We start from the raw sequence: 25,640 nt of genomic DNA on the forward strand, positions 1-25,640 counted from the left end.
GACAATCAGCCGCGCTCGGCCTTCAACTTGACTGCGCCGCGCCGCTGAACCTGACTGCTCACGCAATTGCGCCCTGCGCTCTTGGCACCATAGAGGGCTTTGTCGGCAGCCTTGAGAACCTCCTCCACACTGCGCTGCTCCTCGCCACGCTGAGCCACCCCGATACTCACCGTCACGGAGACATGGGTGGCGGCGGAACCCCGGCGGCGCTGACGCCCCAACTGGTCATCGCTCGGGCGCTGCTGGCCATCGCGCAACTGAATCCGGTAGCGCTCGACGGTCTGGCGTATCGCTTCCAGATGCGGCAGGCACTGTTCGATGGTCTTGCCGGGAAACACCAGGGTGAATTCCTCTCCGCCATAGCGGTAGACCTTGCCACCGCCGCCGACCCTGCGCAGCTGACTGGCGACCACACGCAGCACCTGATCACCGACATCATGACCGTGGGTATCGTTGAATTTCTTGAAGTGGTCGACATCTGCCATGGCGAGTACGTAACTGCGCCCCAAGCGCTGCAGTCGCTCGTTAAGCGCACGCCGACCCGGCAACCCGGTGAGCTCGTCTCGGAAGGCCATCTGGTAGGCCTCGTGCGCCACACCGACAACGATCATCAGCATCACCACGCTGGACATCACCTGCAGCGCGTGAGGCTGGATGAAGGTATTGGGCAGCATCCACAACAGGGCGATCACGCCGACGCACTGCACCGCATGTACCGGGCGTGGCGTGCGCAGGTACTGCGCCAGCAGTGCGACGATGACCAGCAGGAACAGCGGATAGGCCAGTTGCACGAGGCTCATCCACTCGGCGTGCAGGGCGGGCCAGCGGATCACCGACAACCACTGCTCGAGCGCCTGCGGATAGCGTCGCGCAAGCGCCGCGGCCACGGCACAAACTGCCAGCAGCACCGCAAGGCGGGCGACCAGATCCTGGATCAGGTGGGTGCGCTCGCGCCACAGGGCGAACAACCCGTAGAGCGTGGGCAGCAACAGGCTGCAGAGGTGAAAGACCAGCGCCGCGTCGTCACGTACCTGACCGAAGGTTCGGTAATGGTCGGCCTGTTCGTCGAGCACGAAATACCCCAGGTAGAGCACCAGCAGCAGGAACAGCTCGCGCTGCCGGCCATAGACCATGCAGAACGTGCCACCCAGCAGCAGCAACAGGGTCGGCAAGACATTGAAAAGTGACGTGAAGAAGTCGGTCAGATTCGGCAAGGTCGCGGCCAGCAATCCGCCACCGAGCAGCAGCAACGCTGGCAGGAAGTGTCCCAAGCGCAAGGCGGTTAGGCGCGACAAGACGAGCTCCGCAATGACCAGAAAGAGACTGGCATTCTGCCTGTATTTGGTCAGCTACGCACGAGATCCGAGCATCTCACCACTGCAGGTCGTGCCGCAGTACCTCAGCCGATACCAGCCCGGAAGACAGACATAAAAAACCGCGACCCACTGGGCCGCGGTTCTTGCAACGCATGGGCAATCAGTAACCCAGGGCGAAATCTTCCTCGTTCATGTCCATCAGGCTGCTTGCGCCAGACAGCATGCTCGCGACGTGGGTGCGGGTCCGCGGCAGGATGCGCGCGTAGTAGAACTGTGCGGTCTGCAGCTTGGCCTTGTAGAAGGCCTGGTCACCCTCGCCCGAAGCGATCTTCTCGGCGGCGACACGCGCCATGTCGGCCCAGAAGTAAGCCAGACAGGCGTAGCCGGAGTACATCAGGTAGTCCACCGAGGCGGCACCGACTTCCTCACGATCCTTCATGGCAGCCATGCCGATCTTCAGGGTCAGTTCACCCCACTCCTTGTTCAACTTGGCCAGCGGCTCGACGAACGCCCTGATGGCTTCGCTGCCTTCGTTGGCCTGGCAGAACTTGTGGACGATCTTGGTGAAGCCCTTGAGCGCTTCACCCTGGGTCATCAGCACCTTGCGACCGAGCAGGTCGAGGGCCTGAACGCCGGTGGTGCCTTCGTACATCATCGAGATCCGGCAATCACGCAGGTTCTGCTCCATGCCCCACTCGCTGATGAAGCCGTGGCCACCGTAGATCTGCATGCCGTGGGAGGCCGATTCAAACCCCACCTCGGTCATGAACGCCTTGGCGATCGGAGTCAGGAAGGCCATCAGGCCATCCGCAGCTTTCTTCTGCTCCTCATCCTGACTGTGCTTGAGGATATCCACCTGCTTGGCGGTGAAGTAGACCATCGCCCGGTTGCCCTCGGCGAAGGCCTTCATGGTCAGCAGCATGCGGCGCACATCGGGATGCACGATGATCGGGTCGGCCGCTTTTTCCGGCGCTTTCGGGCCAGTCAGCGAACGCATCTGCAGGCGATCACGGGCGTACTTGATACCCCCCTGGAAGCCGAGCTCGGCATGCGCCAGGCCCTGCAGAGCAGTGCCCAGGCGGGCAGTGTTCATGAAGGTGAACATGCAGTTCAGGCCCTTGTTGGGCGGGCCGATCAAAAAACCGGTGGCGGCATCGAAGTTCATCACGCAGGTGGCGTTGCCGTGAATGCCCATCTTGTGCTCGAGGGAGCCACAGCTCACGCCGTTGCGCTCGCCGATGCCACCTTCGGCGCTGGGCAGGAACTTCGGCACGATGAACAGGGAAATCCCTTTGGTACCAGCCGGCGCATCCGGCAGGCGAGCCAGCACGATGTGCACGATGTTATCGGCCATGTCGTGCTCACCGGCCGAGATGAAGATCTTGGTGCCGGAGATTTTGTAGGAACCGTCCGCCTGAGGTTCGGCACGGGTACGCAGCATGCCCAGGTCGGTGCCGCAGTGGGCTTCGGTCAGACACATGGTACCGGTCCATTCGCCGGACACCAGCTTGGTCAGGTAGGTGTGCTGCTGTTCGGGCGTGCCGTGCGCGGAAATGGTATTCATCGCGCCATGGGACAGGCCCGGGTACATGCCCCACGACCAGTTGGCAGTGCCGACCATCTCGCTGACTGCCAGGCCAAGCGACTCCGGCAGGCCCTGGCCGCCATGCTCGAGGTCATGGGCCAGGCTCGGCCAACCGCCTTCGACGAACTGCTTGTAGGCTTCCTTGAAGCCTGTCGGCGTCTTCACGCCGGACTCGCTCCAGGTGCAGCCTTCGGTATCGCCCACGCGATTCAGCGGAGAGAGCACCTGCTCGCAGAACTTGGCACCTTCCTCGAGGATGGCATCGACCATGTCTGGCGTGGCGTCCTGGCAGCCGGGCAGGCTCTGGTAATGCGCTTCATAGCCGAGCAGTTCGTCACGAACGAAACGGATATCACGCAAGGGGGCCTTGTATTCAGGCATAGCGGGTACCTCTGCGGGTGGTCTCTTATGTTTGGGATGACCGATGGGCGGTCGTTTGCAGAATGGTCATACAGGTGCGGTCAGTTGCCATGCAGCAACTCAAACGCATGTTTGAAACATACGTTTACGCCCATTTGCTGTCAAGGCCCGCCGCGGGCTGCTCAGACGCGCAGGTCGAGCAGCCCGGAAGGCTTATGATCGGCTGCAGAAGCCGCGTAAAGGCTGATGGCAACGGATCCCGGGCGGGCCTCAGGATCGGCGGACGTGACCGACGGGTCGTCGCTTTCCTTGCCCGCTTCGTCGGCGGGCGTCTGCTTGCCTTCGGCTTCGCTGCGCTGCAACGCGGCAAGCTCGGTACGGGCCACCGCCATCTGCGCCTGAGCCTGGCTGGCGACACTGCGATCCTGGGCCGACGGTTCGGCGGGCGCCAGCGCAGCCCGGATCACGATCTGCATCTTGCTCAGCGTCGCCTGCGGATCGTTGGCAACCGCACCAACGTCAATGCTCACCTCCCCCGAGGATGCATAGCGCTTGCCGTCCGGCCCTCGGGTGTAGGAATAGGTGGGCGCCCCGGCATGCACGCCACCGACCGCGGCGTGGGCCTGTTCGTGGGTACGCACCTCACGATCACGGTTGGCCAGTTCGGCGATCTCGAGCTGCATTACCTGCTCCTCGCGCGTGGTGCGAGGCTGCTCGCCGGGCTTGCCGGAGCTGGAGGCGTCTTCTGGCTGATCCTGCTCTTCCTGCGCCGTCGCAGTCTTTGCAGAGTCGGCTTCGGCAGCGGGCGCCACGGGAGCGAAAGCGGCCCGGGCAAGGTCGGGGGAACTGGCGGACTCGACAGGGCGCGGCACGCTGAGCAGCGCCGGCATCATGGAATGGTAGGAGGAGGAGAAGCCAGCAAGCTGCATGTCGTACTCCGTCCTGGAGTCGAGCGCCCGGCTGGGCGCTGCGATTTAGGCGGTAACGTCGATCAAGGTGCCCAGCACCTTGTCCGCGGTTGCCACGACCCGGGCGCCCGCCTGGGCTTCGTACTGACCGACGCGCATCTCGACCATGCTGTCGGCTATGTCCGAGCGGGCAGCGGACGGCTCATTGGCCTGGGCACGCTCGGCTGTCACCGGCGCACTGGCGATGTCACCGGCAGCCTGCTCGACGCGACGCTGACCGGACTGAATGGTATTGACGCCAGCGGTGAATGCGCTGGTGGATGAAATCTGCATGGACGTCTCCTGCTGCAGGAACTGCGTGACGTGTATTTAAGCAGAAGCCGCTTAAAAAACGTACAACCAAAAAACTAGGATATACCCACTGCTATAGCAGCAATCGCGATAAATCCAGGTACCGGGCCACCTGCTCCGGCGAGGCCGATGAGAGATGCGGCACCTGGCCGATGCAAGGCGCCGAAAGGCGTTGGCTCAGGGTCTCGAGATTGTCAGACAGCCGTGCCGTATGCGGATCGACGACATTGGCCACCCATCCCGCCAGTGGCACCCCGTCTCGCCGAATCGCCTCGGCGCTCAGCACCGCGTGGTTGATGCAACCCAGGCGCACACCCACCACCAGGATGACCGGAAGCGCCAGTACGCCAGCCAGATCGGACAAAGTGGCCGTACCGGTCAGGGGCACGCGCCAGCCCCCTGCCCCTTCGACCAGGGTGAAGTCAGCCCCCTTGTCGAGAATCGTCCGAACCGCTGCCTGCAACTGCGAGACCTCGAGCAGCACCCCCTCGTCGCGGGCGGCCAGATGCGGCGCGATGGCCGCCGCGAAGGCCCTGGGGTTCACCTCTTCGTAGCGCAGCGGCAGGCTGCACTGGGCGAGCAGTGCCAGGGCATCATCGTTGCGCAGCCCTTCGGCGGTGAGCTGACAGCCGGAGGCCACCGGCTTGGCCGCCGCCGTCGACAGCCCGGCGGCACGGGCCGCATGCAACAGGCCGGCAGCGATGGTGGTCTTGCCGATCTCGGTGTCGGTACCCGTGACGAAATAAGCTGCACTCATGAGCGAAATTCCTTTTGCAGCACGCCATAGACGACCTGGTAGGTGCAAGGCAGACCCTCCGGCTGGCGCTGCTGCTCGTAGGCATCGGCGAGCGCACGCAGACGGGCACGCCCCGTCAGCCCAGCCGGGCGACCGGCATTCAGGTTGTGGGCACCCAGTGCCTTGAGGCCGTGGGTGAGGCTGCGCAGATCCGGGTAGTGGAGGCGGTGCGCCTGAAGCTGCAAGCCCTGCACCTGCAGGCCGCTGGCGGCGCACAGCGCCTGATAGTCTTCGATACGGCGAAAGCGGTTGACGTGCACGAAGCCGTCCACGGTCTGCCAGCTGTCACGCAATTCCTGCAAGGTACCGACGCACAGGCTGCTGAACGCCAGCACGCCGCCCGGTCGCAAGACCCTGCGTGCCTCGCCGAGCACGGCCTGGAAGTCGGCGCACCACTGCAAGGCCAGGCTCGAGAAAATCAGATCACAGCTCTGGTCGCGCAACGGCAACTGTTCGGCGTCTCCGGCCAGGTAGTTGTGTGCACGGCCTTGCTGCCGGGCGTGGTGCAACATGCCTTCGGCGATGTCCAGCGAGAGCCCCTGGGCGAGGGGAAACCATTCGGTCAGTACCCGGCTGAAGTGGCCGGTACCACAACCAAGGTCGAGCCAGCGCCCCGGTTGGGTGGACGACGGCAGGCGCCACAGCAATCGGCGGCCCACATCGCGCTGCAATTCGGCAACGCTGTCATAACTGCCAGCGGCCCTGGAAAAGGAAGCCGCCACACGGCGCTTGTCAGGCCGCTCGTCCACGCTGCGCCTCCATGAACCCGAGCAGCAGGGCGGCTACTTGCCCGGGGCGCTCCATCACCACGGCATGGCTCGCGCCTTCGACACTGCGCACCGCGGCTGCCGGCTGCACGGCCTGAACGGCGGCTGCGGCCCCGGCCGGCACCAACGCATCGGCGCTGGCGAACAGGTGTAGCTGCGGCCCCTCGAACTGCGACAGCGCGGAGCGGGTATCGAGCGTTGCGAGCAGGTCGAGCCCAGCCAGAGAGTCGCCGCCTGCCTGTGCCAGCAACGTGCGGGACAGCCCCCGGGCATCGGTAGCGCCCTGGCTGCACAGCATAGCGAAGCGCTTGAGGGTTGCCGTCGGGTGCTGCCGGTATGAAGAGTAAAACGCCTCGAAGGTGCTCACCGGCATCGCGGCAGGCCAGTCATCGCGGGTAACGAAGGAGGCATTGCTCGCCAGTGTCAGCAAGCCGGGACAATCCGTAGCACGCCGCGCGGCCAGCAGGCAGGCGAGCATACCGCCCAGGGACCAGCCCCCCAGCCAGGCGCCACGGGGCAGGCGCTCGTCCAGCCGGTCGAGACACCATTCCAGTTGCCCATGCTCGAGCAATGGTAGCGGCTCGATATCGACCTGCAGCCCGGGACCGAGCGCATCGACCAGCGGCTGCAGCGGTGCACAGCCAAGTCCCCAGCCGGGCAGCAGGATCAGCCGTTCGACCATCACCGCGGTGCTCCTGGCAAATGCGCCCGGCAATCGGCGAGAGCCTGCAGCAGGCGATCGACGTGGGCGAGTTCATGGGCGGCAGACAGGGTGACCCGCAGCCGTGCACTGCCAGCCGGCACGGTGGGCGGGCGAATCGCGGTGACCAGAAGGCCGTGCTCGCGCAGCGCCTGAGACAAGGCGACGGCGCGGCCACTGTCGCCGATCAGGATCGGCTGGATCGGCGTGTCACTGTCCATCAGTCGCAGGCCTATGCTCGCGGCGCCCTCGCGGAAGCGGCGGATCAGCGTGGCCAGGTGCTCGCGCCGCCAGTGCTCGCTGCGCAGCAGCTCGAGACTCTTCAGGGTGGCACAGGCCAACGCCGGCGGCTGGCTGGTGGTGTAGATGTACGGCCGCGCGAACTGCACCAGCGCCTCGATCAGGTCGTCGCTGCCGGCGACGAAGGCGCCGGCGGTGCCGAACGCCTTGCCAAGGGTGCCGACCAGTACCGGCACGTCGCGCAGGCCGAGGCCGAAATGCTCGACCACACCGCCGCCCGTTTCGCCCAGGGTGCCGAAACCATGGGCGTCATCGACCATCAGCCAGGCATCCTTGCGACGGGCCTCGGCGCACAATGCAGGCAAATCCGCCACGTCGCCGTCCATGCTGAACACACCGTCGCAGACCACCAGGGTATTGCCCTCGGCCTTGTCCAGGCGCGTGGCGAGGCTGCCGCTGTCGTTATGCAGGTAGCGCGAGAAGCGCGCGCCGCTGAGCAGGCCGGCATCCAGCAACGAGGCATGGTTGAGGCGATCTTCGAGCACCGTGTCGCCCTTGCCGACCAGGGCCGTGACGGTCCCCAGGTTGGCCATGTAGCCCGTGGAGAACAGCAGCGCACGAGGCCGCCCGGTGAAGTCGGCCAAGGCCTCCTCCAATTCATGGTGCGGCGTGCTGTGGCCGATCACCAGATGCGAAGCACCACCACCGACGCCCCAGCGTCGTGCGCCGGCGCGCCAGGCCTCGACCACCAGCGGGTGGTTGGCCAGGCCGAGGTAGTCGTTTGAACAGAACGCCAGCAACGGGCGGCCGTCCACCTCCACCAGCGGCCCTTGCGGGCTGCCCAGCAAGGGCCGCTGGCGATAGAGATCGGCGGCACGACGCTCGGCCAGGCGAGCGGCAAGATCGAAAGGCATGTAAAAGCTCCAGGCTGCAAGCCACAAGCTGCAAGCGGCGCAACCATCCAGATCGCACCGCGGCGCTTGTCACTTGTGGCTGTTCTCAGACCGCGGCGTCGTAGAACAGCCGGGAATCGCGCTGTTCGACCAATGCCTGCTCGATGGCGGCCTGATGCACCTCGTCGGCGTGCTCTTCGCGCGCTTCCGGCTGGATGCCGAGGCGTGCGAACAGTTGCATGTCCTTGTCGGCCTGGGGGTTGGCGGTGGTCAGCAGTTTTTCACCGTAGAAAATCGAGTTGGCGCCGGCGAAGAATGCCAGGGCCTGCATTTGCTCGTTCATCGCCTCTCGGCCGGCGGAGAGACGCACATGGGATTTCGGCATCATGATGCGCGCCACCGCCAGCATGCGGATGAAGTCGAAGGGATCGACATCTTCCTCGTTGGCCAATGGCGTGCCCTCGACCTTGACCAGCATGTTGATCGGCACCGACTCCGGGTGCTCCGGCAGGTTGGCCAGCTGGATCAGCAGGCCGGCGCGGTCATCCAGCGACTCGCCCATGCCGAGGATGCCGCCGGAGCAGATCTTCATGCCGGCGTCACGCACGTAAGCCAGGGTCTGCAGGCGCTCGCTGTAGGTACGGGTGGTGATGATGCTGCCGTAGAACTCTGGCGAGGTGTCGAGGTTGTGGTTGTAGTAGTCAAGGCCCGCTTCGGCCAGGGCAGCGGTCTGCTCCTTGTCGAGCTTGCCCAGGGTCATGCAGGTTTCCAGGCCCAGGGCCTTGACGCCTTCGACCATCTTCAGCACGTAGGGCATGTCCTTGGCGGACGGGTGCTTCCAGGCCGCGCCCATGCAGAAGCGGGTCGAGCCGATGGCCTTGGCCTCGGCGGCGGCCTCCAGCACCTTCTGCACTTCCATGAGTTTCTGCTTGTCCAGGCCGGTGTTGTAGTGACCGGACTGCGGACAGTATTTGCAGTCCTCCGGGCAGGCACCGGTCTTGATCGACAGCAGCGTCGAGACCTGCACGCGGTTGGCGTCGAAGTGCGCACGGTGCACGCTCTGGGCGTGGAACAGCAGGTCGTTGAACGGTTGTTCGAACAGTGCCCGGACGTCAGCCAGGCTCCAATCGTGACGCAGGGTGGCAGCGGTACTAGCGCTCATGGGGGCGAGTCCTTATCTACAGGCGGCCTGCTACAGTCGAAGCAGACCCAACACGGATGTGCGGCATAGTTAAGGAAGCGCCATGCACTGTCAACCACGCAACTTAACTAGAGTTTACAACTGGTTAAAAATAAAACAGACCTGCCTGCTCTGCGATGAGGCCGTTAACAGGCGCCTGCCACTTTGTACGCAGTGCGACGACGAGCTTCCATGGCTCGGTCCGCAGTGCCAGGTCTGCGCGCTGCCCCTTGCCGTCGACGGGCTTGTCTGCGGCAATTGCCTGAAACGCCCTCCGGCGTTCGGCAAGGTCGAGGCGCCGTGGCGCTATGAATTCCCGATCGATGCGCTGATCAACCGCTTCAAGCATCAGGCTCGCTGGCCCATCGGCCGGCTGCTTGGCGACCTGCTCGCTCGCCATCTGGCGCACGGCTTCAGCGAAGGGCTGCCCCGGCCAGAAGTGTTGCTGCCCGTGCCGCTTTCATCCAGACGCCAGCGCCAGCGCGGCTTCAACCAGGCACAGATGCTGGCCCAGGTGGTCGGGCAGGCGCTGCAGATTCGCCAGCGCAGCGACTGGCTGGAGCGCATTGGCGACACCCCGGCCCAGCAGCGGCTCGATGCGGCCGCCCGCCGCCGCAACCTGCGCGGCGCCTTTCGGGTACGGCCCGGGGCGCAGGTAACGGCGCGGCACGTGGCCCTGGTCGATGACGTACTGACCACGGGGGCCACGGCGCAGGAACTCGCCCGCCTGCTGATCCGCGCCGGCGCGAGCCGCGTGGATGTCTATTGCCTGGCCCGCACGCCCGCGCCGGGCGATCATTGACGACGGGCTGGGACGTCGCGCACAGTGGCCGGCCGCCGTGCTTACCGCTGCCCAGCCCATGACCACCCTCTCGCTGCTTGCCCAACACGTGACCCGCCGTCCACAACGCATCGCCCTGCTCGAACAGATTGCCGCGCAGGGCTCGATCACCCGCGCGGCCAAAGCCGCAGGCATGAGCTACAAGGCGGCCTGGGACGCCATCGATGAGCTGAACAATCTGGCCGATCAACCGCTCGTCGCACGCAGCGTGGGCGGCAAGGGCGGTGGCGGCGCACGCCTGACGCCGGTCGGTGAACGCCTGCTGCAGTTGCACCAACGTCTGCAGGCGATACAGGCCGAGGTGTTGCAGGCCGTCGAAAACGATGTCGACCTGCACGTGCTCGGTCGCCTGATGCTGCGTACCAGCGCACGTAACCAGCTCAGCGGGCGGGTACGGACGATCCAGCCCCAAGGCGGCAACGACCTGATCGAGATCGAGCTGCCCGGCGGCTCGCTGATCCAGGCGCAGATCACCCGCAGCAGCACCGCGCACTTGCAACTGCAGCCCGGGGCGCCCCTGATGGTGCTGATCAAGGCCGGCTGGCTGCAGCTCAGCCAGCCAGGCCAGGCTGCTGATCCGACGCTCAACGCGTTGCTGGGGACGATCGAGCGGATTCTGCCCGAGGCCGATGGCCCCGGCGAAGTGCGCATCGCCCTGCCCAACGGGCAAACGCTGTGTGCCCTGGCCTGTGCCGAACAGCTCGACAGGCAGGGGCTGATGGCAGGTAGCCCGGTACGCGCCCAGTTCGCCGCCAGCCAGGTGCTGCTGGGCACGCAGGTCTGACGTTCGAATAGTCGCCGTGGCGTGCGTCCCCAGGCGTTACACTCTGCGGCCAACCGACGGAGCCGCCCATGTCCCACCCTTTCGCAGCCCTCACCCCTGACCTGGTACTGGATGCCGTCGAGAGCCTTGGCTATCTCAGCGACGCCCGCGTGCTGGCGTTGAACAGCTACGAGAACCGCGTCTATCAGGTCGGCATCGAGGGGGAAACCCCGCTGATCGCCAAGTTCTACCGGCCGGGTCGCTGGAGCGATGCGGCGATCCGCGAAGAACATACCTTCAGCGCTGAGCTGGCCGACTGCGATGTGCCCGTGGTGGCGCCATTGCAACGCGATGGCGAAACCCTGTTCGCGCACGCCGGTTTTCGCTTCTCGCTGTTTCCGCGCCGTGGCGGACGTGCACCCGAGCCCGGCAACCTCGATCAGCTGTATCGACTCGGGCAACTGCTCGGGCGCCTGCATGCGGTCGGTTCGCTGCGCCCGTTCGAGCACCGCGAATCCTTGCGGGTCGACAACTTCGGCCATGCCTCCCTGGCGACCTTGCTGGAGGGCAACTTCGTGCCGCGCAGCCTGCTGCCCGCCTACGAGTCGGTGGCCCGCGATCTGCTCAAGCGCCTGGATCAACTGTTCGCGCAAAACCCCGTGCAGGCGATCCGCCTGCACGGCGACTGCCATCCGGGCAACCTGCTGTGCCGCGACGAGACCTTTCACATGGTCGACCTGGATGACTGCCGCATGGGCCCTGCCATCCAGGACCTGTGGATGATGCTGGCCGGCGAACGCCACGAGCGGCTCGGCCAGATCGCCGAGCTGGTCGACGGCTATCAGGAATTCCACGACTTCAACCCCCGCGAGCTACCGCTGATCGAGGGCCTGCGCTCCCTGCGGCTGATGCACTACAGCGCCTGGCTGGCGCGGCGCTGGGACGATCCGGCCTTTCCACAGAGCTTCCCCTGGTTCGGCAGCGAACGCTACTGGGGCGAGCAGATCCTGATGTTGCGCGAACAGCTCTCGGCGCTGGATGAAGAGCCGCTGAAACTGTTTTGAACCGTCACTGCGGGCGATAAAAACTGAACGCACGGACAACTCCCGCACTAGAATGATGCGTTCCTCCCCACCTCCACGAGAACTTGCATGGCCACCGCAGACCTGCGCCGCGGCTACATCCTGGGCCTCTCGGCCTATGTCATCTGGGGCCTGTTCCCGCTCTATTTCAAGGCGATCCAGGCGGTTCCGCCGGTGGAAATCATCGTCCATCGGGCGCTCTGGTCTGCCGTGTTCGGCGCGCTGTTGCTGCTGGTCTGGAAGCACCCGGGCTGGCTGCGTGAGCTGCTCGCCCACCCCAGGCGCTTCGCGGTACTGGCCATCAGTGGCTCGCTGATCGCCGGCAACTGGCTGGTCTACGTATGGGCGGTGAACAACGGGCGCATGCTCGAGGCCAGCCTGGGTTATTACATCAACCCGCTGGTCAACGTACTGCTCGGCATGCTGATCCTCGGTGAGCGACTGCGCCGCCTGCAGTGGATCGCCGTTGGCCTGGCCGCAACCGGCGTCGCCCAGCAACTGTGGCAAGTCGGCAGTTTGCCCTGGGTGTCGCTGGCGCTGGCGCTGAGCTTCGCCACCTACGGACTGATTCGCAAGAAGGCGCCTGTCGCCGCGCTGCCCGGGCTGGTGGTGGAAACCTGGCTGTTACTGCCGCTGGCCATCGGCTGGATTCTTCTACACCCCACGGCGGTGAGCAGCCAAGCGGCATTCTGGACCACTAGCGAAGCGTTGTGGCTGATGGCGGCCGGCCCCGTCACGCTGATTCCGCTGGTGTGCTTCAACGCCGCGGCGCGCCACCTGCCCTACACCACCCTGGGCTTCCTGCAATACGTCGCACCGACCCTGGTACTGCTGCTGGCGGTATTCGTTTTCGATGAGCATTTCGACCCAGGCAAGCTGGTGGCCTTCCTGTTCATCTGGGCAGGCCTGGCGGTCTACAGCATCGATGCCTGGCTGACCCTGCGCAAGCCCTAGCAACGGCTGATGGAGGCAGGCATTCGCTGCGCGGATGCCTGCCGCCGTCGACCGATGAGCGCCCCCTAAAAATCCGACCACCAGCGATTGCAGGGCGTAGTTGCATCCTGCAATCATATGCGAATAGTTATCGCTTTATTTCTCCTTATTCGCGGAGTGACGTGTGTCGGTCGGGGAATCCACGCATCAGCAACTGACGGGACAGCTTTATCGCGATCACCGCGACTGGCTGCTCGGCTGGCTGCGCAAAAGCCTGAGTTGCCCCCAGCGCGCCGAGGACCTCAGCCAGGACACCTTCGTCCGGGTACTCGGCAAGCCCGACCTGCAGCAGCTGCGCGAACCTCGCGCCCTGCTCGGCACCATCGCCCGTGGTCTGCTGATCGACCATTTCCGCCGCAACGCCGTTGAACGCGCGTACCTGGAGGAACTGAGCCGCACCCCTGAAACCCTGTACGTCAGCCCGGAAGAACAGGCGCTGGTACTCGAAGCGCTGCGCGAGATAGACCGCTTGCTCGGCACGCTGTCGCTCAAGGCGCGCAGCGCCTTCCTCTACAACCGCCTGGACGGCCTTGGCCATGCCGAGATCGCGGAGCGCCTTGGCGTGTCGGTTCCACGAGTACGCCAGTACCTCGCCCAGGCGGTACGACAGTGTTACATCGCGCTGTACGGAGAACCCACGGCATGATCGCCGCCTCTGCGCCGGTCAGCAATCGGGTACTGGAGGCGGCCATCGATTGGCAGCTGTGTCTCGATTCGGGCAGGACCAGCGAACGGGAAAAGATGGAGTTCCAGCGCTGGCTGGCCAACGACCCCGAACATGTACGCGCCTGGAAACAGCTGACAGGGCTGGATCAACAACTCGCCGTCGCGGCGGCCCCCGCCGCACGCAATGCACTGCTGCGGCGCCCGGCAACCAGCCGCAGGCGCAACGCGGGCGGATTGCTCGGCCTGTTGCTGGTCGGCGTGCTGGGCCTTGGCCTGCTCCACCAACAGCGCCCCCTGGGCGATTGGCTGGCCGATGAGATGACGGCTGCCGGCGAACAGCGGGAACTGCAGCTGGCGGATCGTAGCCGGCTACGCCTGAACAGCCGCAGCGCCCTGGATATCGACTTGAACTCCAAAGAGCGTCGACTGTTCCTGCGCAGTGGCGAGATTCTCGTGGAAACCGCCCATGGCGACCCACGCCCGTTCCTGGTCGAGACGGCGCATGGCACCTTGCGCGCCCTGGGCACCCGCTTTCTGGTGCGCGAAACAGGCCAGGGCACTCAACTGATCGTGCTGCAGTCGGCCGTGGCCGCACAGCCGCGTTACGCCACGGGCGAGCGGATCATCCAGCAGGGTGAGCAGGTGTCGATGAGCAGCGGCGCCCTGGGCGCCAGCCTACCCGCGCCGCCCGCCGCGGACGCCTGGATGCACGGCATGCTAGTGGTGGAGAACGTCCGCCTGGCCGACCTGCTGGAGCAACTGGGCGACTACCAGAACGGCCACCTGGGTGTCGACGACGCTATCGCCGACCTGCGCATCAGCGGCAGCTTCCCGCTGCGCGACCTGGATCTGGCATTGGCCGCACTTCCGGCAAGCTTGCCGGTGGAGGTGAAACGCTACACCGATTGGTGGATCAGGATCGTGCCGCAGGCGCCAAGCTCGCAGTAAGCCTATTTTTCACGGCGGCCCTATCACTTTCTGCATCTGCTTCGGCATTAGGAAATCGAGACTCATTTCCTACCAGGAGCTGCCCGCGATGTCGATGTTCAGCCGTACCCCGTTCCGCCCGAGCATGCTGGTCGCCGCCATGGCGTTGGCCAGCCTGCCGATGTTCAGCCAGGCCCAGTCAGCCGAATCCGCCGTGCGCACCTATCAGTTGCCTGCGGCTCCGCTGGCCAGTTCACTCAGCCAGATCGCCGGCCAGGCCGGGGTGGTGCTGAGCATCGAGCCGAGCCTGACCGCAGGCAAGACCGCCCAGCCGGTACAAGGGCAGTTCGACACCGCCAGCGCCCTGCGCCAGGCACTCTCCGGTACCGGTCTGATGCTGGTGCCGGGCACGGCGGGTACCTACAGCGTGCAGCCGGTGACGGACAGCGCCGCGCTGGCCTTGCCGGAAACCAGCATCAGCGCCAACAGCAACGGCGAAAGCGCATGGGGCCCGACCACGGGCTACCTGGCATCCCGCACGGCGGCTGGTACCAAGACGGATACCGCGATCCTCGAAGCACCACGTTCCATCTCCGTGGCGACACGTGAGCAGATGCAGGACCGCAAGGTGCAGAATCTGGATGACGCCGTCCGCTACATGCCCGGCGTGATCGCCAGCAGCTATGGCAGTGACAGCCGTGCGGAGTGGATGAAAATCCGTGGTTTCGAACCGATCCAGGTACTCGACGGCTTGCCACTGCCAAAGGGCACCTACGTGATGCCCAAGCTGGAAACCTGGAACCTGGAGCGCGTCGCCGTGCTGCGTGGCCCGGCCTCCTCGGTATACGGCCAAACGCCTCCCGGCGGCCTGCTGGATATGGTCAGCCGGCGCCCGGAGGATGTCAGCAGCAATGAGGTGCAACTGCAGGTCGGCACCTTCCAGCACAAGCAGATCAGCTTCGACAGTACCGGCCGCGTGGATGATGACGGTCGTTTCCTGTATCGCATCGGTGGGGTAGTACGCGACAGCGGTACCGCCATCGAGCATATCGACGACCAGCGTTATAACCTGGCCCCCAGCCTGACCTGGAATATATCCGATGACACCAAGCTGACCTTTCTCAGCCAGTTCAATCGCGACGATACCGGCACCACCAGCCAGTTCCTCCCGCTGCAGGGCACCAAGCTGGCGACCCCGGCCGGCAAGGTGGACTACCACAAGAACCTGGGCGACCCGAACTGGGAGTTCTACGACAAGACCTACTACGCCCTGGGCTATGCCTTCGAGCATCGCATCAACGATGCATGGCAGTTCCGTCAAAACCTGCGCTACACGAAGAGCGACCTGGAATTCCAGAGCATCACGGCGGGTGGCTTCGCAACCGCGGTGGCAGATGACGGCACGCTATCGCGTGGTGCCAATGTGGTTAATGAGGATATCAGCCAGTTTGCGGTCGACAATAACCTGCAGGCCGATTTCGACACTGGCGCACTGAAACACACCCTGCTGCTCGGTCTGGATTACCAATGGGTCAATACCAATTACCAATGGTTGTTCGGTTCGGCTCCAGCCAGCAACATCATTACTCCGATATACGGCCAGGACTTCAGCAACGTGTCCTATACCGCTTTCCAGGATTACAACCAGAAACGCCACGGCACAGGCCTCTATATCCAAGATCAGATCGCCCTTGATAAGTGGCGCCTGACCCTGGGCGGACGCCAGGACTGGTTAAGTACCGACACCACGTTCTATAACGCCGGCAATGCCGAAGACAGCCGTCGCGACAGTGCGTTCAGTGGCAATGCCGCGTTGAGTTACGTGTTTGACTCCGGATTTACGCCTTATGTGTCCTACGCCGAATCGTTCCAGGCAGAAGCCGGAGGCAGCGGCGGTCGCACCTTCCGTCCCAGCACCGGCAAGCAGTATGAACTGGGCATCAAGTACCAGCCGCCGGGCAGCGACATGCTGTTCACTGCTGCCGCCTATGACCTGAAGCGGCAGAACATCATCACCACCAGTACAGCCGGCGCCACCGAGCCTGTTCGAGAAGTTCAAGTTCGCGGCCTGGAACTGGAAGCGGTGGGCAACGTCAACGACAACCTGAAAATCACGGCTGCCTATACCTACGCGAACAGCAAGATGACGAAAGTCGGCGACCCACGGGACAAGAACAGAGCCTTGCCCCTGACGCCGGAGAACCAGGCATCAGTCTGGGCTGACTACACATGGAATAACGGCGCACTGGACGGCTTTGGTGTTGGTTTCGGGGCGCGCTATATCGGGGAAACCAACAACATTGCCGTAGGCAGCATGGGCTTCGTACGTGATGCATCGGACGGTCATACACGCTCCTACACTGTCTACGACGCCGCGCTACGCTACGATCTGGGCAAATTCAACAGTACACTTGAAGGTGCCAGTGTTGCACTGAATGCCAAGAACCTGTTCGACAAGGAATACCTGTCGACCTGCGATGGCTTCTACTGCTACTACGGCGACCCACGCAGCGTGATCGCCAGTGTCGACTACAAGTGGTGATCAGTTAGCCGTGCAACGACAAGGCCGCCCAGTGGGCGGCCTTGTCGTTTGGTGATGCCACTAGCCTTCCATCCGCAACTTCAATTCCACCATCAGATCGTCCGCCAGAGTTTCCAGGGATGCCTGCAACGTGTTCAACGGCAGGCCTTCAGGAACCGCCAGGATGGCTTCGGCGTGGAACAAGGGCTCACCACTCATCGGCGCCGGGGTGACCTCGGTGACCAGGCTTTCCAGGTTGACGCCGTTATCCGCCAGCAGCCGGGTGATATCACGCACGATACCTGGACGGTCATTGCCCAGTAGATCCAGATGGATCGACTTCCAGGTGCAATCCGGCTCGGCACCAGCCGAGGCGAGCTGCACGCGAATGCCCTGGGCGCCCAGCTCGTTCAGTGCGTCCATCAGCGCCCCATGGGACGCAACGGGGACCTCCACACGCAGGATACCCGCGAACTGCCCCGCCATCCGCGACATGCGGCTTTCCAGCCAGTTACCGTCATGCCTGGCCACGCACTGGGCGACACGCTCGACCAGGCCCGGTTGATCCTGGGCGATAACGGTCAGTATCAGATGATCCATGTTGGCTTCCTCTTGCAATGGCGGCTCAGCTCAGATCGAGCCAGTAGGTGTGAAAGACCGCATCGCGAACATAGCCGAGGCGCTCGTACAGCGACTGCGCGGCCAGGTTGCTGTTTGCCGTTTCCAGCTGCAGGCCACAGCCGCCATTGGCCCGCACGTGCAGCCTGGCAGCGTCCAGCAGCCGCTCGCCCACTCCCTGGCGACGCGTGCACTCATCGACGAACAGGTCACTGAGCAACCAGCTCGGTTTCAGCGCCAGCGACGCGAACAGGGGATAGAGTTGCACGAAGCCCTGCGCATTGCCCGACGTGTCACGGGACAGCAACAACGTCGAATCGCCTCGTTGCAGGCGCGCCGCCAGAAACGCCCGTATTTCTGCCACGCTCTTGTCCACCCGATAAAAATCCAGATAGGCCGCGAACAAAGGCACCAGGTCATCGAGATCGGCAAGGGTAGCGACGCTGATCGGCATGATCGACTCCTCGAAACTGATCTGCAGTATAGGTCGCGGCATTGCCACCGCCCTGGAGGATGTACGACCAAGGTCGTGGTGAACATTTCCGGACTGTTTTTCCCGATTCGTTCATGTAGTATCCAAAAATACCCACTACATAAATCAACCCCAGTCCTGCTGGTTGTGGAAAACCCCGCTCACGAAGCATCTCCAGACACGCCACATCGATGCCGGTAGCCGTCTACAACGGCCCTGACAATGGCCTGCCTGCGTAGCATCGAGGGTTCCATCGATACAGTGGCTAAGCGAAGCAGAGAGGCGAGAGATGACAGAGCGTATTCAAGTCGGTGGCCTGCAGGTCGCCAAGGTGCTGTTCGATTTCATCAACCACGAAGCCATTCCCGGCAGCGGCATCGACGCCGATGCGTTCTGGGCCGGTGCCGATGCCGTATTCCGCGACCTGGCACCAGAGAACCGCGCCCTGCTCGACCAGCGCGACCGGTTGCAGGCGCAGATCGACGGCTGGCACCGCGAGCGCGCCGGCAAGCCTCACGACCCGGAGGCCTACAAGGCCTTCCTAGAGCAGATCGGCTACCTGCTGCCGCAGCCGGATCAGGTGCAGGCCAGCACCGAAAACGTCGATGAGGAAATCGCCCGACTTGCCGGCCCGCAATTGGTGGTGCCGGTGATGAATGCACGCTTCGCCCTCAACGCCTCCAATGCGCGCTGGGGCTCACTGTACGATGCGCTGTACGGTACCGACGCGATCAGTGAGGAAGGCGGCGCCGAAAAGGGCAAGGCCTATAACCGGGTGCGTGGCGACAAGGTCATCGCCCTGGCCCGCGCCTTCCTCGACGAGAGCGCGCCACTGGCCACCGGCTCCCATGCCGATGCCACCGGCTATCGCATCGAGGGCAACACGTTGCTGGTCAGCCTTGCCGGTGGCGAAATCAGTGGGTTGCGAGAGGCCGACCAGTTGGTCGGCTTCCAGGGCGAGGCCAGTGCGCCGATCGCCATCCTGCTGCGCCATAACGGCCTGCACGTCGAGATCCAGATCGACCCGGACAGTCCGGTCGGCAGCACCGATGCGGCAGGCGTGAAAGACCTGCTGATGGAATCCGCGCTGACCACCATCATGGACTGCGAAGACTCGGTGGCCGCCGTCGATGCCGACGACAAGACCCTGGTCTACCGCAACTGGCTGGGCCTGATGAAGGGCGACCTCAGCGAACAGGTCAGCAAGGGCGGCAGTACCTTCACGCGCACCATGAACCCGGATCGCGTCTATACGCGCCCGAACGGCGGCGAGCTGACCCTGCACGGGCGCAGCCTGCTGTTCGTGCGCAACGTCGGCCACCTGATGACCAATCCGGCGGTACTCGACGTGGCGGGCAACGAACTGCCCGAGGGCATTCTCGATGCGCTGTGCACCGGCCTCGCCGCGCTGCACGACCTCAATGGCAACAACAGCCGCGCCAACACCCGCACCGGCTCGGTGTACATCGTCAAACCGAAGATGCACGGACCCGAGGAAGTGGCGTTCACCAGCGAGCTGTTCGGCCGCGTCGAACAAGTACTGGGCCTGCCGCGCAATACCCTGAAGGTCGGCATCATGGACGAGGAGCGCCGTACCACCGTCAACCTCAAGGCCTGCATCGCCGCCGCCAGCGAACGCGTGGTGTTCATCAACACCGGCTTCCTCGACCGCACCGGCGACGAAATCCACACCTCCATGGAAGCCGGCGCCGTGGTGCGCAAGGCGGCCATGAAAAGCGAGAAGTGGATCGGCGCCTACGAGAACAACAATGTCGACGTCGGCCTGGCCACCGGCCTGCAGGGCCGCGCGCAGATCGGCAAGGGCATGTGGGCCATGCCCGACCTGATGGCCGCCATGCTCGAGCAGAAGATCGGCCACCCTCTGGCCGGCGCCAACACCGCCTGGGTCCCCTCGCCGACCGCCGCCACCCTGCACGCCCTGCACTACCACAAGGTCGATGTGTTCGCCCGTCAGGCCGAACTGGCCAAACGCACGCCGGCCTCACTGCAAGACATCCTCAGCATTCCCCTGGCGCCGAATACCGACTGGAGTGCCGAGGAAATCCGCAACGAGCTGGACAACAACGCCCAGAGTATCCTCGGCTACGTGGTGCGCTGGATCGACCAGGGCGTGGGTTGCTCCAAGGTGCCGGACATTCATGACATCGGCCTGATGGAAGACCGCGCCACCCTGCGTATCTCCAGCCAGTTGCTGGCCAACTGGCTGCGCCATGGCGTGGTCAGTGCGGAGCAGGTGCTGGAGAGCTTCAGGCGCATGGCCCCGGTGGTCGATCGACAGAATGCGGGCGACCCGCTGTACCGGCCGATGGCAACGGATCTGGACGGCAATATCGCCTTCCAGGCTGCCCTGGAACTGGTACTCGAAGGTGCCCGGCAACCCAACGGGTATACCGAACCGGTGCTGCACCGCCGCCGCCGCGAGCTGAAGGCCAGCCTGGCGCGCTGAGCGTCAACGCAAAAGAAGAAAACCGCCGAAAGGCGGTTTTCTTTTGGGCGGGATCAAACATCGACCCTGGGTATCGCTGCGCTCAACCACAGGCGACGGGTCGCGGTTGTAGCCTGGCGTTGAGCGCAGCGATACCCAGGTTTTCATCTTGCCGGCTGCGCCGCCAGCCGACGTTGCTGCCAACGATAGGCGGAGAAACGCTTCGGTGCCTCGTACAGCCAGTTGATACCCAGCGCCTGGAGAATCTTCGCTGCGATGATCGGCAGCACCACGCCCGCCAGGCAGCCGGCGACGATATGCAGGGTGTCGTCTTTGATACCCAGGAACTTGCTCAGAATCACCCGCATGCCACTGCCGGCGAGGATATGCATGAGGAAAATCGGCATCGACAACGCGCCCAGGGTCAGTACCCAGCCCAGCGGGCGGCGCGCCAGCACCATGCACAGGCTGACACTGAACAGGATGCCAATGAAGGCCACTACCAGCGAGGCCGCACCGCGATCCGTATAAACGAGGCCGAGCGGGCCATGGAACAGATACTGCGCCACGACGAAAGCCAGGCCGCTGCCCAGCGCGAATGCCGAAGCACGTGGTTCGATGCTGTCTCTGACCTGGTTGAACCAGACCCCAAGGGCGAAGAACACGAAATTCTGCGCCAGGAACACCAGCGCGGCGACCCGCGGCGTCCAGGTTTGCAACAGGTAGAACAGCGCACTGAGTACCAGCAGCGGCAGGAAAGCCCGGGTGGAGAAACTGCGATAGAGCAGGATCGCCAGGCAGAACGCGGCGAACAGCGCATACAGGAACCAGAACTGCGCCCGTGGCGACCACAGCAGCGCCAGCACCTCGCCCATGCCGACACCACCATTGGTGTAGCGCGCCAGTACCACTTCGATGCTGCCCTGCAACAGCGACCAGAGCACGAAGGGGTAGAAAATGGTATCGATCTTGTTGCAGAACAAACCGCCGCTGCCGCGATTGTTCAGCGAATGCCAGAAGAACAGCCCGGACAGGAAGAAGAACAGCGGCATGTGGAAGGTGTAGATGACGCTGTCCACCAGCCAGTGGAAATCCACGTTCTCGGTGATGATGCCGCCGTTGAGCAAGCCACGCACCACATGGCCATAGACCACCAGCAGGATGCCGATGGCCTTGGCGTAATCCACCCAGAGATTGCGGTTCGTCATGTGAGCGTCCTTGGAGCTGAGAGGCGTATCGCGGAAGGGACAGCGACGTGCGAACACGTCGCCGGACAGATCAGAGCGTCGGCCGGCGCTCAGGTTCCCGGACCGATGCTGGTGCAGTTACCGCCGCCCAGGTACTTCTGCAACACCGCCCACTGGGGTCGGTCGACGCCCTTGATCGGTTCGATCGACAGCTTGTGCTTGCCCCACGACGGGCCGGCTGCCCAGTAGGTGAACGGGATGCAATGCTTCTGCAGGTAGGCGAGGGTCTCGTCCAGCGCCTGCAGGCCGCTTTCATCGTCGGCAGGGACGCCGAACTCGCCGATATGGCCTTTCTTGTTGTGCTCGATCAGCCAGTTGACGAAGGGCTGAATGCGCTTGACGCCGATCTGTGGATCCAGGTTGGGCGCCAGTGCCTGCTTGTAGCTGCCACTGCTGTCAGGGTCGATATACATGTGTGCGGAATAGACCAGGTTGTTCGCCGGGTCCTTCAGATTGAGCAGCTCATCGTTGAGTTTCGGCCACTGGGTCGCCGAGGAATATTGCGCGCCCTCGACGTACACCGCGTTCTTCGAATCGTACTTGCGCACCCCGTCGATGCCGGCCTGGGCCACTTCCGGCCAGAACTTGTTGGCCGCCCCATAGGGCTCGTTCATCAGGTCATAGGAATACACCGCGGGATTATTGCCCCAGCGCGCGGCGATACGCTCCATGAGGTTCTTGTAGGCGGAGATCGGCACATCGTCGCTGCCGATCACCTTGTCGTAGTAACGCCCGTAGTTGTGCACGTCGAGCATCACCTCGATGCCGCTCTGGTGCGCTTCGGTCAGGGTCTTGTCGATCAGCTTGGCGTAGCTCTCGTCGAACTCGCCATTGGCCTCCGGTTGCAGGCGTTCCCACTGGATGGAGAAGCGTACCCAACTGATGCCCTTCTGCTGCCACTTGACGTAGTAGCCCGGTGGCGGGAAGAAGAAGTTGGTGCCGTGCTTGCCGGGAATGTGCGAGCTGGCGAATGCTGCGCCAGCCACGTTGATGCCGATCAGTTCGATGGGCTTCTGCTGCGCGCTGACACTGCATGCCAGCACGGCACCGAGCCCGAGGGCCACGGCGCGGCCAAGAAGGTTGCCGTTCATTTTGCCTCTCCTCTGTCTGCGCCAGTGAACCAAGCGCTACGGATTAAAAAAACATCTCAGACAAACAGGACGCCAAATGGTCGCAGAGGTTCACGACAGGCCGCGCTAATCTCGCGACAATCGGCCGGTTTCGCGGCGGGCCGCGCGGCCAGGCAAAGCGGCCTAGACTTACGTCCTATGTCGATGCCCGGCGCAGACCGCCACCATGTGGCCACGAGAACACAGGGAAAACGCGTGATGAAAGCAACGGGCGACTTCGTCCAGGCGGGAAAGACCGCGGTGCAGCAGAACATCCATGGCACCATGGAGTTTCTGCACAAGTTTCCGCCCTTCAACCAGATGGACACCGCCCACCTCGCCTACCTGGTCGAACACTGTCAGCTGCGTTTCTACGGCGAGGGCGACACCATCATCCACCCCGACGATGGCCCGGTGCAGCACCTGCACATCGTCAAGCAGGGCCGGGTACACGGCCAGCGTCCGCACTCCGCACGGCGCGGCACGGAAACCACCTTCGAGATCACCAGCGGCGAGTGCTTCCCCATGGCCGCGCTGATCGGCGAGCGCGCCACGCGCACCGCTCACCTGGCCGCCGGAGACACCTTCTGCCTGCTGCTCGACAAGGCCGCCTTCGCCCGCCTGTTCGCGCAATCCACGCCGTTGCGCGATTTCGCCCTGCGCGGCGTCAGCAGCCTGCTCGATCAGGTCAACCAGCAGGTGCAGATGCGCGCGGTGGAAACCCTCGGCTCGCAGTACTCGCTGGATACCCGCCTGGGCGAGCTGGCCATGCGCCAGCCGATTTCCTGCGCCCCGCACACGCCGCTGCGCGATGCCGTGCGGCTGATGCACGAACAGCAGGTCGGCAGCATCGTCATCGTCGATCCCGGCCTGCGCCCACAGGGCATCTTCACCCTGCGTGACCTGCGCCGCGCAGTGGCGGACGGCAGCTCGCTGGAACAGCCGATCGACAGCCTGATGACCCAGGCGCCGTTCCACCTGCCGCCGAGCGCCAGCGCCTTCGACGCGGCCATCGCCATGACCGAACGGCACATCGCCCACGTCTGCCTGGTGGAACAGGGCAAGCTGTGCGGCGTGGTTTCCGAACGCGACCTGTTTTCCCTGCAGCGCGTCGACCTGGTGCACCTGGCCCGCACCATTCGCCACGCCGGCCGGGTGGACACCCTGGAGGCGCTGCGAGAAGACATACGCCAGCTGGTCGACCGCATGCTCGCCCACGGTGCCAGCGCCAGCCAGATCACCCATATCGTCACCCTGCTCAACGACCATACCGTGTGCCGGGTGATCGAACTGACCCTCGAAGACCTGGGCGACCCCGGCGTGTCGTTCAGTTGGCTGTGCTTCGGCAGCGAGGGGCGGCGCGAGCAGACCCTGCATACCGATCAGGACAATGGCATTCTCTTCGAGGCCACGGACGGCGCGGAAGCGGCGGCGATTCGCGGTCGCCTGTTGCCGCTGGCCATGGAGATCAATCAACGCCTGGCACGCTGCGGCTTCAGCCTGTGCAAGGGCGACATCATGGCGGGCAACCCGCAGTTGTGCCTGTCGCGCCAGGAATGGTCGAAACGCTTTGCCGGTTTCATTCGCGAGGCCTCGCCGGAGAACCTGCTGGCCTCGACCATCTACTTCGACCTGCGCACCGTGTGGGGCGACGCCTGCGGTTGCGAAACGCTGCGCGACGAGCTGCTCGGGCAGGTCGCCGATAACCGCCTGTTCCAGCGCATGATGGCCGAGAACGCCCTGCGCCAGCGGCCACCCGTTGGGCGCTTCCGGGATTTCCTGGTGGCCCGTCGCGGCGCCGAGAAGGACACCCTGGACCTCAAGGCCCAGGGCCTGACGCCTTTCGTCGACGGCGCCCGCCTGCTGGCCCTGGCCCATGGCGTCAAGGCCTGCAATACCCAGCAGCGCCTGCGCGAACTGATCGACCACGGGGTCATCGATCCGCTGGATGGTGCGGCCTATGAAGAGGCCTATCACTTCATCCAGCAGACGCGACTGCAACAGCACCAGCTGCAGGCGCGCCAGTCCCAGCCGTATTCCAACCGCCTCGACCCGGACAGCCTCAACCACCTGGACCGGCGCATCCTTCGTGAATCCTTTCGCCAGGCCCAGCGCCTGCAAAGCAGCCTGACGCTACGCTACCAGTTATGAACGCACTCACCTGGCTGACCCGCCGCCACACGACCCTGCCCCCTGAACAGCAACGCCGTCGCGATGCGCTACCTGCCCCAGCCGGGCCAGATGAAACACCGCTAGCGCAGCAACGCCTGGTGGTGCTCGACCTGGAAACCAGCGGGCTGGACATGAAGCGCGACCAGGTGCTGTCGATCGGTGCGGTGGTCATCGACAACGGTGCCATCCAGCTTGGCCAGCAATTCGAATGCACCCTGCACCGCGACGATCACCGGGTCAGCGCCAGCGTGCTGATCCACGGCCTGGCACCCAGTGCCATCGCCGCCGGCATCGAGCCGGGTGAAGCGCTGCTGGCATTCATGGAGTTTCTCGGCGACAGCCCGCTGCTGGCCTTCCACGCCGGTTTCGACCAGCGCATGCTCGCCCGCGCCCTGAAGGACACCCTCAACCTGCGCCTGCGCCATGCCTTCTTCGACGTTGCCGAACTGGCCCCCCTGCTCTGCCCCCAGGCAGAAATCCGCAATGGCGGGCTGGACGACTGGACGAAACATTTCGACCTGCAGGTGCAGCAACGCCACCACGCCAGCGCCGACGCCCTGGTTACCGCCGAACTGGCGCTGATCCTGTTCAGCCGCGCCCGCAAGCAGCAGGTCGACAGCCTCAAGGCCCTGCAACAGTGCTTGAAGAGCTGGCGCCAGCGTCAGCAGGGACCATCCTGGTGAACGC

At 64.3% G+C, this 25,640-nt stretch carries 23 protein-coding genes; 10 read left to right on the forward strand and 13 right to left on the reverse strand.

Features of this window, described 5'->3' with window-relative positions:
- Nucleotides 1–5: 5 nt before the first annotated feature.
- The 9 genes from BLR94_RS12540 to bioB all read right to left on the reverse strand — a co-directional run bounded on the left by BLR94_RS12540 (nucleotide 6) and on the right by bioB (nucleotide 9,078).
- Nucleotides 6–1,295, reverse strand: coding sequence for a GGDEF domain-containing protein (locus BLR94_RS12540; RefSeq protein ID WP_084305156.1), 1,290 nt, complete (start codon nucleotides 1,293–1,295; stop codon nucleotides 6–8).
- A gap of 181 nt (nucleotides 1,296–1,476) precedes the next feature.
- Nucleotides 1,477–3,282: a phenylacyl-CoA dehydrogenase gene (locus tag BLR94_RS12545; protein ID WP_084305157.1), complete on the reverse strand. Its 1,806-nt coding sequence runs from the start codon at nucleotides 3,280–3,282 to the stop codon at nucleotides 1,477–1,479.
- Nucleotides 3,283–3,443: 161 nt separating this feature from the next.
- Nucleotides 3,444–4,190, reverse strand: a complete 747-nt coding sequence (locus tag BLR94_RS12550; RefSeq protein ID WP_084305158.1) for a putative metalloprotease CJM1_0395 family protein — start codon at nucleotides 4,188–4,190, stop codon at nucleotides 3,444–3,446.
- Nucleotides 4,191–4,235: 45 nt separating this feature from the next.
- A complete protein-coding gene (locus BLR94_RS12555) occupies nucleotides 4,236–4,502 on the reverse strand; it encodes a hypothetical protein (protein ID WP_084305160.1) in 267 nt (88 codons plus the stop codon).
- A 91-nt stretch (nucleotides 4,503–4,593) separates the two neighbouring features.
- A complete protein-coding gene (bioD, locus tag BLR94_RS12560) occupies nucleotides 4,594–5,277 on the reverse strand; it encodes a dethiobiotin synthase (RefSeq protein ID WP_084305162.1) in 684 nt (227 codons plus the stop codon).
- Complete coding sequence (bioC, locus tag BLR94_RS12565) at nucleotides 5,274–6,065, reverse strand: malonyl-ACP O-methyltransferase BioC (RefSeq protein ID WP_084305164.1); 792 nt, start codon at nucleotides 6,063–6,065, stop codon at nucleotides 5,274–5,276. The genes bioD and bioC overlap by 4 nt, the downstream gene beginning before the upstream one ends.
- On the reverse strand, nucleotides 6,049–6,765 hold the full coding sequence (locus tag BLR94_RS12570) for an alpha/beta fold hydrolase (protein ID WP_084305166.1): 717 nt from the start codon (nucleotides 6,763–6,765) through the stop codon (nucleotides 6,049–6,051). Before BLR94_RS12570 ends, bioC begins: the two co-directional genes overlap by 17 nt.
- Nucleotides 6,765–7,937 (reverse strand): 8-amino-7-oxononanoate synthase, encoded by a 1,173-nt coding sequence (gene bioF / locus BLR94_RS12575; protein ID WP_084305168.1) that lies wholly within the window; start codon nucleotides 7,935–7,937, stop codon nucleotides 6,765–6,767. Before bioF ends, BLR94_RS12570 begins: the two co-directional genes overlap by 1 nt.
- Nucleotides 7,938–8,022: 85 nt before the next feature.
- The gene (gene bioB, locus BLR94_RS12580) at nucleotides 8,023–9,078 is read right to left on the reverse strand and encodes a biotin synthase BioB (protein ID WP_084305170.1); all 1,056 of its coding nucleotides are present in this window, start codon (nucleotides 9,076–9,078) and stop codon (nucleotides 8,023–8,025) included.
- An 82-nt stretch (nucleotides 9,079–9,160) separates the two neighbouring features.
- Here bioB and BLR94_RS12585 point away from each other — a divergent pair, with 82 nt between their 5' ends.
- From BLR94_RS12585 to BLR94_RS12615, 7 genes are all read left to right on the forward strand, one after another.
- Complete coding sequence (locus BLR94_RS12585; RefSeq protein ID WP_084305172.1) at nucleotides 9,161–9,898, forward strand: ComF family protein; 738 nt, start codon at nucleotides 9,161–9,163, stop codon at nucleotides 9,896–9,898.
- 58 nt (nucleotides 9,899–9,956) lie between these two features.
- A complete protein-coding gene (locus tag BLR94_RS12590; RefSeq protein WP_084305368.1) occupies nucleotides 9,957–10,721 on the forward strand; it encodes a TOBE domain-containing protein in 765 nt (254 codons plus the stop codon).
- Between the two features lie 68 nt (nucleotides 10,722–10,789).
- Nucleotides 10,790–11,764, forward strand: a complete 975-nt coding sequence (locus BLR94_RS12595; RefSeq protein WP_084305174.1) for a serine/threonine protein kinase — start codon at nucleotides 10,790–10,792, stop codon at nucleotides 11,762–11,764.
- Between the two features lie 87 nt (nucleotides 11,765–11,851).
- The gene (gene rarD, locus BLR94_RS12600; RefSeq protein WP_084305176.1) at nucleotides 11,852–12,736 is read left to right on the forward strand and encodes an EamA family transporter RarD; all 885 of its coding nucleotides are present in this window, start codon (nucleotides 11,852–11,854) and stop codon (nucleotides 12,734–12,736) included.
- A gap of 163 nt (nucleotides 12,737–12,899) precedes the next feature.
- A complete protein-coding gene (locus BLR94_RS12605; protein ID WP_084305178.1) occupies nucleotides 12,900–13,421 on the forward strand; it encodes an RNA polymerase sigma factor in 522 nt (173 codons plus the stop codon).
- On the forward strand, nucleotides 13,418–14,389 hold the full coding sequence (locus tag BLR94_RS12610) for a FecR domain-containing protein (protein ID WP_084305180.1): 972 nt from the start codon (nucleotides 13,418–13,420) through the stop codon (nucleotides 14,387–14,389). Before BLR94_RS12605 ends, BLR94_RS12610 begins: the two co-directional genes overlap by 4 nt.
- Nucleotides 14,390–14,477: 88 nt before the next feature.
- Nucleotides 14,478–16,910, forward strand: a complete 2,433-nt coding sequence (locus BLR94_RS12615) for a TonB-dependent siderophore receptor (protein ID WP_084305181.1) — start codon at nucleotides 14,478–14,480, stop codon at nucleotides 16,908–16,910.
- A 60-nt stretch (nucleotides 16,911–16,970) separates the two neighbouring features.
- Here the strand turns inward: BLR94_RS12615 and BLR94_RS12620 are convergent, their stop codons facing one another.
- Both BLR94_RS12620 and BLR94_RS12625 read right to left on the reverse strand, forming a co-directional pair.
- Entirely contained in the window at nucleotides 16,971–17,489 is a 519-nt protein-coding gene (locus BLR94_RS12620; protein ID WP_084305183.1) for a glycine cleavage system transcriptional repressor, read from the reverse strand.
- 25 nt (nucleotides 17,490–17,514) lie between these two features.
- The gene (locus BLR94_RS12625; RefSeq protein WP_084305185.1) at nucleotides 17,515–17,961 is read right to left on the reverse strand and encodes a GNAT family N-acetyltransferase; all 447 of its coding nucleotides are present in this window, start codon (nucleotides 17,959–17,961) and stop codon (nucleotides 17,515–17,517) included.
- Nucleotides 17,962–18,268: 307 nt separating this feature from the next.
- On the opposite strand from BLR94_RS12625, the gene BLR94_RS12630 reads away from it, so the two are divergent.
- Nucleotides 18,269–20,446 (forward strand): malate synthase G, encoded by a 2,178-nt coding sequence (locus tag BLR94_RS12630; RefSeq protein ID WP_084305187.1) that lies wholly within the window; start codon nucleotides 18,269–18,271, stop codon nucleotides 20,444–20,446.
- Between the two features lie 143 nt (nucleotides 20,447–20,589).
- Here BLR94_RS12630 and BLR94_RS12635 read toward each other — a convergent pair whose 3' ends face one another.
- Together BLR94_RS12635 and BLR94_RS12640 are read right to left on the reverse strand one after the other, a co-directional pair.
- Complete coding sequence (locus tag BLR94_RS12635; protein WP_084305189.1) at nucleotides 20,590–21,633, reverse strand: acyltransferase family protein; 1,044 nt, start codon at nucleotides 21,631–21,633, stop codon at nucleotides 20,590–20,592.
- An 89-nt stretch (nucleotides 21,634–21,722) separates the two neighbouring features.
- Nucleotides 21,723–22,763: a glycoside hydrolase family 5 protein gene (locus tag BLR94_RS12640; RefSeq protein ID WP_084305191.1), complete on the reverse strand. Its 1,041-nt coding sequence runs from the start codon at nucleotides 22,761–22,763 to the stop codon at nucleotides 21,723–21,725.
- Nucleotides 22,764–23,000: 237 nt separating this feature from the next.
- Between BLR94_RS12640 and BLR94_RS12645 the strand changes: the two genes are divergently transcribed.
- On the forward strand, nucleotides 23,001–24,932 hold the full coding sequence (locus BLR94_RS12645; RefSeq protein WP_084305192.1) for a putative nucleotidyltransferase substrate binding domain-containing protein: 1,932 nt from the start codon (nucleotides 23,001–23,003) through the stop codon (nucleotides 24,930–24,932).
- Entirely contained in the window at nucleotides 24,929–25,636 is a 708-nt protein-coding gene (locus tag BLR94_RS12650; RefSeq protein WP_084305193.1) for a 3'-5' exonuclease, read from the forward strand. The genes BLR94_RS12645 and BLR94_RS12650 overlap by 4 nt, the downstream gene beginning before the upstream one ends.
- Nucleotides 25,637–25,640 lie beyond the last annotated feature (4 nt).

It is taken from the genome of Phytopseudomonas flavescens (assembly GCF_900100535.1).
Lineage (GTDB): Bacteria > Pseudomonadota > Gammaproteobacteria > Pseudomonadales > Pseudomonadaceae > Aquipseudomonas > Aquipseudomonas flavescens.

Bases quoted from the DNA above. Each gene is read 5' to 3' on its own strand.
- BLR94_RS12545 (WP_084305157.1), bottom strand. From the start codon at position 3,282: ATGCCTGAATACAAGGCCCCCTTGCGTGATATCCGTTTCGTTCGTGAC.
- BLR94_RS12550 (WP_084305158.1), bottom strand. From the start codon at position 4,190: ATGCAGCTTGCTGGCTTCTCCTCCTCCTACCATTCCATGATGCCGGCG.
- BLR94_RS12555 (WP_084305160.1), bottom strand. From the start codon at position 4,502: ATGCAGATTTCATCCACCAGCGCATTCACCGCTGGCGTCAATACCATT.
- bioD (WP_084305162.1), bottom strand. From the start codon at position 5,277: ATGAGTGCAGCTTATTTCGTCACGGGTACCGACACCGAGATCGGCAAG.
- BLR94_RS12570 (WP_084305166.1), bottom strand. From the start codon at position 6,765: ATGGTCGAACGGCTGATCCTGCTGCCCGGCTGGGGACTTGGCTGTGCA.
- bioF (WP_084305168.1), bottom strand. From the start codon at position 7,937: ATGCCTTTCGATCTTGCCGCTCGCCTGGCCGAGCGTCGTGCCGCCGAT.
- bioB (WP_084305170.1), bottom strand. From the start codon at position 9,078: ATGAGCGCTAGTACCGCTGCCACCCTGCGTCACGATTGGAGCCTGGCT.
- BLR94_RS12585 (WP_084305172.1), top strand. From the start codon at position 9,161: ATGCACTGTCAACCACGCAACTTAACTAGAGTTTACAACTGGTTAAAA.
- BLR94_RS12590 (WP_084305368.1), top strand. From the start codon at position 9,957: ATGACCACCCTCTCGCTGCTTGCCCAACACGTGACCCGCCGTCCACAA.
- BLR94_RS12595 (WP_084305174.1), top strand. From the start codon at position 10,790: ATGTCCCACCCTTTCGCAGCCCTCACCCCTGACCTGGTACTGGATGCC.
- rarD (WP_084305176.1), top strand. From the start codon at position 11,852: ATGGCCACCGCAGACCTGCGCCGCGGCTACATCCTGGGCCTCTCGGCC.
- BLR94_RS12610 (WP_084305180.1), top strand. From the start codon at position 13,418: ATGATCGCCGCCTCTGCGCCGGTCAGCAATCGGGTACTGGAGGCGGCC.
- BLR94_RS12615 (WP_084305181.1), top strand. From the start codon at position 14,478: ATGTCGATGTTCAGCCGTACCCCGTTCCGCCCGAGCATGCTGGTCGCC.
- BLR94_RS12620 (WP_084305183.1), bottom strand. From the start codon at position 17,489: ATGGATCATCTGATACTGACCGTTATCGCCCAGGATCAACCGGGCCTG.
- BLR94_RS12625 (WP_084305185.1), bottom strand. From the start codon at position 17,961: ATGCCGATCAGCGTCGCTACCCTTGCCGATCTCGATGACCTGGTGCCT.
- BLR94_RS12630 (WP_084305187.1), top strand. From the start codon at position 18,269: ATGACAGAGCGTATTCAAGTCGGTGGCCTGCAGGTCGCCAAGGTGCTG.
- BLR94_RS12635 (WP_084305189.1), bottom strand. From the start codon at position 21,633: ATGACGAACCGCAATCTCTGGGTGGATTACGCCAAGGCCATCGGCATC.
- BLR94_RS12640 (WP_084305191.1), bottom strand. From the start codon at position 22,763: ATGAACGGCAACCTTCTTGGCCGCGCCGTGGCCCTCGGGCTCGGTGCC.
- BLR94_RS12645 (WP_084305192.1), top strand. From the start codon at position 23,001: ATGAAAGCAACGGGCGACTTCGTCCAGGCGGGAAAGACCGCGGTGCAG.
- BLR94_RS12650 (WP_084305193.1), top strand. From the start codon at position 24,929: ATGAACGCACTCACCTGGCTGACCCGCCGCCACACGACCCTGCCCCCT.